At 61.7% G+C, this 7,428-nt stretch carries 10 protein-coding genes; 5 read left to right on the top strand and 5 right to left on the bottom strand.

The window, feature by feature from the left end; genetic code table 11:
- Nucleotides 1-40: 40 nt before the first annotated feature.
- Nucleotides 41-544, bottom strand: a complete 504-nt coding sequence (locus tag GXY47_00265; GenBank protein ID NLV29558.1) for a hypothetical protein — start codon at nt 542-544, stop codon at nt 41-43.
- 193 nt (nt 545-737) lie between these two features.
- Between GXY47_00265 and GXY47_00260 the strand changes: the two genes are divergently transcribed.
- Together GXY47_00260 and GXY47_00255 are read left to right on the top strand one after the other, a co-directional pair.
- A complete protein-coding gene (locus tag GXY47_00260; GenBank protein ID NLV29557.1) occupies nt 738-1,106 on the top strand; it encodes a hypothetical protein in 369 nt (122 codons plus the stop codon).
- A gap of 18 nt (nt 1,107-1,124) precedes the next feature.
- Nucleotides 1,125-2,396, top strand: coding sequence for a hypothetical protein (locus tag GXY47_00255; protein ID NLV29556.1), 1,272 nt, complete (start codon nt 1,125-1,127; stop codon nt 2,394-2,396).
- A gap of 84 nt (nt 2,397-2,480) precedes the next feature.
- Here the strand turns inward: GXY47_00255 and GXY47_00250 are convergent, their stop codons facing one another.
- From GXY47_00250 to GXY47_00240, 3 genes are all read right to left on the bottom strand, one after another.
- Nucleotides 2,481-2,984 carry a hypothetical protein gene (locus tag GXY47_00250; protein ID NLV29555.1) on the bottom strand — a complete coding sequence of 168 codons (504 nt, stop codon included), beginning with the start codon at nt 2,982-2,984 and terminating at the stop codon, nt 2,481-2,483.
- Nucleotides 2,985-3,025: 41 nt separating this feature from the next.
- The gene (locus GXY47_00245; GenBank protein NLV29554.1) at nt 3,026-3,250 is read right to left on the bottom strand and encodes a hypothetical protein; all 225 of its coding nucleotides are present in this window, start codon (nt 3,248-3,250) and stop codon (nt 3,026-3,028) included.
- 98 nt (nt 3,251-3,348) lie between these two features.
- On the bottom strand, nt 3,349-4,113 hold the full coding sequence (locus GXY47_00240; GenBank protein NLV29553.1) for a methyltransferase: 765 nt from the start codon (nt 4,111-4,113) through the stop codon (nt 3,349-3,351).
- Nucleotides 4,114-4,236: 123 nt separating this feature from the next.
- On the opposite strand from GXY47_00240, the gene GXY47_00235 reads away from it, so the two are divergent.
- Both GXY47_00235 and GXY47_00230 read left to right on the top strand, forming a co-directional pair.
- Nucleotides 4,237-5,004: a hypothetical protein gene (locus tag GXY47_00235; GenBank protein NLV29552.1), complete on the top strand. Its 768-nt coding sequence runs from the start codon at nt 4,237-4,239 to the stop codon at nt 5,002-5,004.
- On the top strand, nt 5,001-5,774 hold the full coding sequence (locus GXY47_00230) for a hypothetical protein (protein ID NLV29551.1): 774 nt from the start codon (nt 5,001-5,003) through the stop codon (nt 5,772-5,774). The genes GXY47_00235 and GXY47_00230 overlap by 4 nt, the downstream gene beginning before the upstream one ends.
- Before the next feature lie 42 nt (nt 5,775-5,816).
- Here GXY47_00230 and GXY47_00225 read toward each other — a convergent pair whose 3' ends face one another.
- Nucleotides 5,817-6,440 (bottom strand): hypothetical protein, encoded by a 624-nt coding sequence (locus GXY47_00225; GenBank protein ID NLV29550.1) that lies wholly within the window; start codon nt 6,438-6,440, stop codon nt 5,817-5,819.
- Between the two features lie 703 nt (nt 6,441-7,143).
- Between GXY47_00225 and GXY47_00220 the strand changes: the two genes are divergently transcribed.
- A partial coding sequence (locus GXY47_00220) for a DNA alkylation repair protein (GenBank protein ID NLV29549.1) occupies nt 7,144-7,428 on the top strand: 285 nt, incomplete at its 3' end.

Genomic DNA, 7,428 nt, shown 5'->3' with positions numbered 1-7,428 from the left:
TTTCGGTCACTTGATACGGCATGTCCGGCTCCTGTTCCCGTTAGAATCCCTTGTCCTGCCACATGCTCCAGTCGATCCGGTCGCGGGCCTCCTTGGGCAGCAGCTGCGGGAAGAATTTTTCCGTGTGTACGGGCCCCTGGTTGATCTCCATGAAGAGGAAAGGCCGGTCGATCCGGAGCGGCCTCCAGGGCGAGTGGATGAAGTTCGGCGGGATCCAGATCACGGTCGATTCCGTGAAGGTGTGCCGCTCCAGCTCCGGCCCCATGTACATCTCCACTTCCGCGCCGAGGTCCATGGGGTTCTTGGGGTCGTTGCCGACGTGGATGAGGAGTTCGGCGTACTTGTGGATATGGGGGGGGTGCCCCGCGTAAGGGTAGTCCCCCAGGACATCGGCGAAACCCGGCTCCACCCAGTGGATCAGGTAGAAATTGGACCCCTTCGCCATGCCGTCGTCCATGCGCGCCAGGATCGGCCGGGGATCCGGCACGACGGGCGTGTTGAGGCCGTACTTGATGAAATATTTGTCGTACTTTCCTTCCGTCATGATCCCCCCCGTGGAGTGGCCCGAAGAACTGAAGCCATCCTAGCACCCCCGGTGCCGCGACCGCAACAGGAGGGTTTGGCTCATCGAAGCCCGTTGCATGTTCCGGCAAAAACGGCTATGTTCGTCGCCATGCGGGTCCGCGTGCGGCCGATCAGCGGCGACGCGTCGCGGGCCCATCAAAGGGAGGTGCTCCTTGACCCGAAAGAGACATTTCGCATTCCTGGCGTTTTTCCTGATCGCCGTCTGCTCCGCGGCGTATTCCGCCGAAAAAATCAGGGTATTGAACCCGACTCCGCCCAACCGGATGGTCGATCGCGTGCCGCTCGCGCCGCGGCTCGGTTCGCTGGAGGGGAAGACGATCTTCCTGGTGGATATCGGCTGGGGGGGCGACAACGCCGCTCCCAGCGTGTATGCGGAAATGAAGGCGTGGTTCGCCCGGAACATGCCGAGCGTCAAAATCGAGGTCCGCAAGGTCAAGGGCTTCTATATGCAGGACCAGACCGAACTCCTCAAGGAGATCTCCGAAAAGGGGGATGCGGCCATGATCGGGATCGCCGGTTGAGACAGCTGCATATCGGCCGTGAGCCGAAACTGCAAGCAGCTGGAACAGCAGTACGGGATCCCCGCCGTCGGGAGTTCGGCATCCAATATCATCAAGTATGCCCATGGTCACGATTTCCTCTATACCAGCGGCTCCCCCATCCGCTACATCGCCTTCCCCTTCCCGGTGGCCGGGCAGCCTCAATCGGTGCACCACAAGTATGTTTTCGAACGCAGGGACGTCGTCAGCGGAAAACCGATGATGCAGGCGTTCATCGACGCGCTCACCGCCCCGCTGACCGAGAGCGAGAAATACAAGGGACCGGCGCCCGATCCCGACCCGGCCGAATCGCGCTTTCTCGGGCCGGACACGGAGGAGAACCTGCAGCGCCTCTTCAAGGAGCTGGATTACACGGACTATCTCCCCGTCATCCTTCCGACCGAGGAGCGCGTGGCGGACATGCTGAAGGGGACGTCCCACCGGCCGGAGGAGGTCATCAAGGTGCTGGACTGGCCGGGGGGCAGGCGCGAGGTGACCGTGGAGAGAGTCGCGATCTGTGCGGTCATGGCGGGGGCCAAGGTGGAATACCTGCCGGTGATTCTCGCCCTGGCCAATCACATCCCTTTCGGGAACTCCACCTCCTCGATGGCCAACATGGTCCTGGTCAACGGCCCCATCCGCGAGGAAATCGGGATGAATTCGGGCCACAACGTCATGGGACCCCATAACGAGGCGAATGCGACGATCGGCCGCGCCTACACCATCATGTCGAAGACGATCGGCGGCCTGCACAGCAAACAGACCACCTGGAGCACCCTCGGGAGCACCATGCAGTACAACAACGTCTGCATCGCCGAAAACGAGGAGGCCCTGCCCGCGGGATGGAAGCCGTTCCACGTGCAGGCGGGGTTCAAGCCGAACGAGAGCGTGATCACGGTGGCGACCGGGTGGTCCTACATCTCCAGCGTCACGGAGGCCAAGAGGGAATACCCCGTCCACATGTGGATGGGGGATTACATGAAGGCGCTCACCATGGGGTCCGCCACCGTCATCATGGACCCGACCGTCGCCGAGCTCCTCGAGGACGCCTACGGTTTCGGGAGCAAGGAGCAGCTCGGCAAGTGGTTTGCGGAGAATGTCGAAAAGACCGATTACGCTTCCGGCCGGAAGGTCAAGCCGTTCGGCGAAGCCTCGGTCAACATCATCGTCACCGGGGGCGGCGGCCAGACGACGTGGTTCGTGACCGATTTCATGATGAGCCGGAACATGGTCCTGGCGGGGGGGAGCACCAGCATCGACGACTGGCGCTAGCTGGTCCTTTGAGAAGCACGCCATCCCCGCACTTCCGTCCGCGCGGGGATGGCGTGCCGTCCGTCTGAGGCCACAGGCCGATTTTTATTCGGCGGTGGCTTCCGCCTGGAGTTTCTCCATCTCGTTCTCAATGCCTAGTTTCCGCGCCCAATCATGAAGATAATCGTGATCCAGCTTCCCGTGCTGCACTTCATAAACGCGAACAGCATCGATGAATTGTTTCTGACTTCCCCCCGACATTTTTGACCAGCGCAGTTTCATCAATATGGTGTCCTCCGGGGAGGACACGGCAAGGCGCATCCCGAGCACCTCTTCGAAATATCTTCGATGGAAACGTGAACTGTCGAACGCCGTCTCCGTCAGGATCCAGAAATCGACCTTGTCTCCCGAGCGCACGTCGATCAGGTTGGCCATACCCCTGGAGGAGACCGCATGGAGGACAGCATCCTGATCCAGATAGTAATCGGGTGGAGGGAAAGATCTGCTGAGTGCCGGGACTTTTGACCTTGGAAGGTCGATGATCAGGTCGATATCATGTGTGGAGCGAGGTTCCCCCTGCAGACTCGATGCGATGGAGCCGGTGACCATATATTCAATGTCCAGCCGGTTCAGAGTGAGAACTACCTTTTCTAGAAGCTTCTGTTGTGACACTTGCCCAGCCGCTCAAGGAACAAAGCGTGGAACTTCTTTTCCTCCATGTCCGGGAATCGTCGGCGCAATCCATGAAGAAAGAGCTGCTTTGAGAACTCCGTCAGTTCGAAGGCTTTCGCGAGCCTTTGCTCAGGCGACATGCGGCGCAATGCACGAATATACATTGTGTGATTCGGCCGCTCCTTGATGTTTCCCATGCTCATGGATGCATTATAACCATGTACTGGGGAAAATACGAAAGCTTGTGATCGGGACCCTGGAACCGGGACAATGTCCGGCGGCATATGCCCATGCGGGGATCCTATCCGTCGGCGGACAACCGCTCCCACGCCGCCCGGGCGGCCGCCATGCGGCGGGGTTCGCCCACGCGCCGGGCGCGCCAGAGGAGGTTGTGGGGTGTCACCGTGGGGGGGACGAATTCGACCACCTCGGTTTCGTACCCGGCGGCCTCGAGGCGCCAGGTGCGCTCGGCGTCCACCAGGGCCTGGATGAAGCGGCGGCGGACCGGGGCGTGCCGGGGGATGTCGAGCGCGGCCGCCCGGCGCTCGGCCAGGGCAGAGGCGCGGACCGCCCGGCTGGTGCAGCAGGGGACCACGAGGAGCACGCGGGCGCGGCAGGAGACGGCCCTGTCGATGACGGCGTCGGCGGCGTCGCCGCAGGCATGGAGCGCGGTGACGATGGAAGGCTCCGCGGGCCAGGCCGCGGCGTCCCCCACCTCGGCCCTCAGGCAGGTGACGGGGATCCCGGCCTCGAGCCGCTCCGCCGCGCGGCGGCTGGCCTCCACCCGGCGCGGATCCCGCTCCAGGGTGACGACCGAGGAGGCGTCTCCCCGGGGGGCCAGAATCAGCTTCGCCGCGAGCAGGCCGACATACGATTTCCCCGCCGCCGCGTCGAGGAGCAGGAGCCCTTTCCTGCCGGAGAGGCGGGCGACGGCCCGCTCGATCTCGATAAGCATCGCGGCCGTCTCCACGGCCTTGCGCCGGTCCTCGCGCCGGAGCGAGGCCCCCTCGGCGGCGACGTAGAGCCGGTCGAGCCACTGTTCGGTTTCGGTGAGAAATTTTTGCATCGATCTCCTCGCCCGCAAAATTCCGCGCGGATTTTGAACCTTCCGCCGCCCCGGATATCCTATAATAGCAGTAATGATTGCGTCTCCCCGCCGAAGGGGGCCACCGTCGCCGGAGGAACCACCATGAAACCACTCCCGGCAGCCGTTTTGCTTTGCCTTTGTGCCGCCGCGCCCGCGCAGCAGTCGGTCGACATCCGGCCGGGAAGCATAAAACAGATCGAGGGGGAGGTCTATCTCGGCGACGTGCGGCTCCCTCCCCGTCCCGCCCGCCCGGTGGTGGCAGCGGAGGGGGAGGTGCTCCGAACCGGGGAGGGGAAGGTCGAGGTGCAGCTCGGCCTCTGGGCCACCCTCTGGATGGGCGCGCGCTCGAGCCTGCGCCTGGAGGACCCGGACTATGACCGCATGAGGTTAACCGTCCTCGGGGGATCGGCCATCGTTGAAATCATCGAGGGGGGACCGGGCGCGACACTTACCGTCCACCTCGGTGCCGCCGCCGTGGAATGCCGGGAGGCCGGGGTGTACCGCCTCGACGCCGGGGCCGGGCGGGTGCGCGTCTATGACGGGAAGGCGCGGGTCCTCCTCGGCGAAAAATCGGAAACGTTGAAGAAGGGGCGTTCCGCCGACCTGGCCGGGGGGTTCAAAACCGCGAAGTTCGACCGGAGGCGGGGGGACGCGCTGCAGCACTGGGCCGCCTGGCGTTCGGACCTGCTCTATGACCGGATCCGGGACGAACGCCTGGCGGAGCGCATGCGGCGCCAGGCGGAAAGCGCGCGGCAGCAGGCGCGGATCGAGGCCGAGGCGCGCTCCCGCATGTACCTCGAGCAGTCGCTGCGGCAGGCCGAGCAGCAGATGCGGCTGATCGAGCAGCAGTTGCGGGACCAGACGCGATGAGGTTTCTTCGGGCGATCTGCTGGATCCTTTTGATCGGCCTCCCGGCCGGCGCGCAGCAGACTGTCAACATCATGCCGGGATACGTCAGCTTCGCCCGAGGCGGGGCCTCGCTCGACGGGATACTGCTGGTTTACGATTTGGGCCGGGCGCAGTATGTCCGTGAGGGTCAGCGGCTCGTCACGGGCGACGGAAGGGCCGAAATCCAGTTGGGGCTATGGGCCACGCTCTGGATCGGCGAACGGGCAGAGGTGCGTTTTGAACGCCTGGGTCACGACCGGGCGAGCCTCCGGGTGGAGCGGGGGAGGGCGTGGCTCGAAATCGTCGACGGCGACGAGCCCCCGGTGCTGGAGCTTCATTTCGGGGACGCCTCCGCCGAGACCCGCGAGCCGGGACTCTACCTCCTGGAGGGGGATCCCTTCCGTCTCGGCGTCTACGCCGGAAGGGCCGAGGTCCGCCGGGGGGGCAAAACAAAAAAGGTGAAGGCGGGGAAGGCGGCCGATTTCGTCCGCGGGATCGGGGTCTACCGGTTCGACCGGGAAAAGAAGGATGCGCTGCGCGTCTGGGTGGATTACCGATCCCACCTTCTCTACGGCAGGATCAAGCTCGCCCGGGCGGAGCGGCTCCTGCGGCAGCGCCTGGAAAACCAGAAGGCCCAGAATGCGCGCGAGGCCCTGTCGCGGTCGGCCGCCGCCCGGCAGATCTACATTCCCGTTCCACCGCCTCCAACTCCGCCGCCCCCGGAAATTCATGTCCCACCCCCGGTCAAATGACCGCGGATTTCCCAATAATAGTTCTTTCCCGGCAGCCTGGGCCTACCTGGTATGATCGATAACGGAGTATTCGTCCAGATGCGGGAGATCAAACAACCCGGGGTCGGGTTCTGCGTCCACGGTCAATTCGGTCACCCTGCTTATGCGGATCATCTTCCTGCCGCCATCCACCTTCATTTCGCGACGGTGGTACAGCGGGTATCCCAATTCCAGATCGATCCAGAGTTCACCCCCCTGCTCCGGATTCAGCATTACGGCGCAGGGTCGGCCCAGATATTCCTTCCGCGGCAATTCCGGGTTTGGCCTGGTTCCTCCCGATTTGAAGCGGAGCCGCTGGATCATCACCGTCCTGTTCCCGTCATCGATCACATAAACCTGATCCGTGCCAGCGTTCTCGATGATCCTGACGGGATGTTCGATCTTTCCCGTGGTCGAATCGATCACCGTCCCCTTGGTATAGGTGCTTCCCTCAGAGCCGCGAAAATAGGATTCGGTGATGGATTGTTCGTTTTCCAGTGATCCGTCAGGTCCGAAGAGCTGCTGAATGCGCTCGATCTTGGCGTGAAAAGGAAGGATGGTGTCCTGGGAATGGGTGGTTTTTTCTAAAGCGGAGACAAGGGTGACAACAACAAAGCATGCAAATGCCAATGTTTTGATAGTCTTCATGTTAATCACCTTTATGCGCAGGTTTCGGAACACTGCTCCCATGGTGCAGTGCCGTAGCAGCCCGTGCAATATTTGTACTGGAGACAATCCCCGTATATCACCACCACTTCAACACAATATGTGAAAAAGCAGGTGTCGGATCTCCAATAACTGGTTATGCCGCTGCATAAATGGCAAAAGTTGCTAAGAGCTTCGTCACAGGGACCGTAATATTGGGCTTGGCCCTCAGGGGCAAAGGACAACGGCAGACAGATCAGCGAAAGACAGAGAAGAACGCGAGTAAAGCGTGACTTGCTTTTCATTTGACCTCCTCGTGAGGGTTACAAGGAAGCTAAGGTGGAGAACTACAATTTTTCAAATTTTATATAATAATTGCGGTCGATGCAAATTTTCTTTTGCAGATTCTGCAATTCAGACATTGGGAGCCTCCCGCCGCCTCCGTGGCGGGTTTCTAAGATGAGCCGGGGGATTCCTGGTTATCAGATTGCCTTATTCGAGTTGGGGGGGGCAGGCTTTCGCCGCGAGGGTTTTAACAGGATTATTGAATATTCCGAAGGGGTAACGGACTTTCAACTGTCCGGTTGCGATCGTCAGGAGTTTCGTAATCCCGAACGAGCCAATATAGTCTCATTTCTTGAATTGCATCTACTGTGGTCGCCATTGAACATGGCATGCTTCCGCGACTAAAACCGATTGGAGTTCCATGCACGCATACGTCAAGGCAATGAAGACCCTTTTCGAGCAGAACGCCGATCCGGCACAGGCTCCTGCCATGAAGCAGTATATGCGGGGCCAATTCGAATACCTGGGGATCAAGACGCCGCAGAGGGGGGCGCTGCTGAAGGAATTTCACGCCGGGCGTCCGCTCCCCGAAATCGGGGAACTGGACGCGGTCCTGCGGGAGCTGTGGGGGCTGCCCGAGCGCGAGTTCCAGTATGCCGGGATCGCTCTGCTGGGGCGGTTCGACCGGAGGCTCCCGTCCGGGTTC

The organism is Acidobacteriota bacterium, from assembly GCA_012729555.1.
GTDB lineage: Bacteria > Acidobacteriota > UBA6911 > UBA6911 > UBA6911 > UBA6911.
This window is presented reverse-complemented; position numbering and strand designations above follow the sequence as displayed.

Coding starts and splice junctions, on each gene's coding strand:
- GXY47_00265 (NLV29558.1), bottom strand. CDS start 544: ATGACGGAAGGAAAGTACGACAAATATTTCATCAAGTACGGCCTCAAC.
- GXY47_00250 (NLV29555.1), bottom strand. CDS start 2,984: ATGGTCACCGGCTCCATCGCATCGAGTCTGCAGGGGGAACCTCGCTCC.
- GXY47_00245 (NLV29554.1), bottom strand. CDS start 3,250: ATGAGCATGGGAAACATCAAGGAGCGGCCGAATCACACAATGTATATT.
- GXY47_00240 (NLV29553.1), bottom strand. CDS start 4,113: ATGCAAAAATTTCTCACCGAAACCGAACAGTGGCTCGACCGGCTCTAC.
- GXY47_00235 (NLV29552.1), top strand. CDS start 4,237: ATGAAACCACTCCCGGCAGCCGTTTTGCTTTGCCTTTGTGCCGCCGCG.
- GXY47_00230 (NLV29551.1), top strand. CDS start 5,001: ATGAGGTTTCTTCGGGCGATCTGCTGGATCCTTTTGATCGGCCTCCCG.
- GXY47_00225 (NLV29550.1), bottom strand. CDS start 6,440: ATGAAGACTATCAAAACATTGGCATTTGCATGCTTTGTTGTTGTCACC.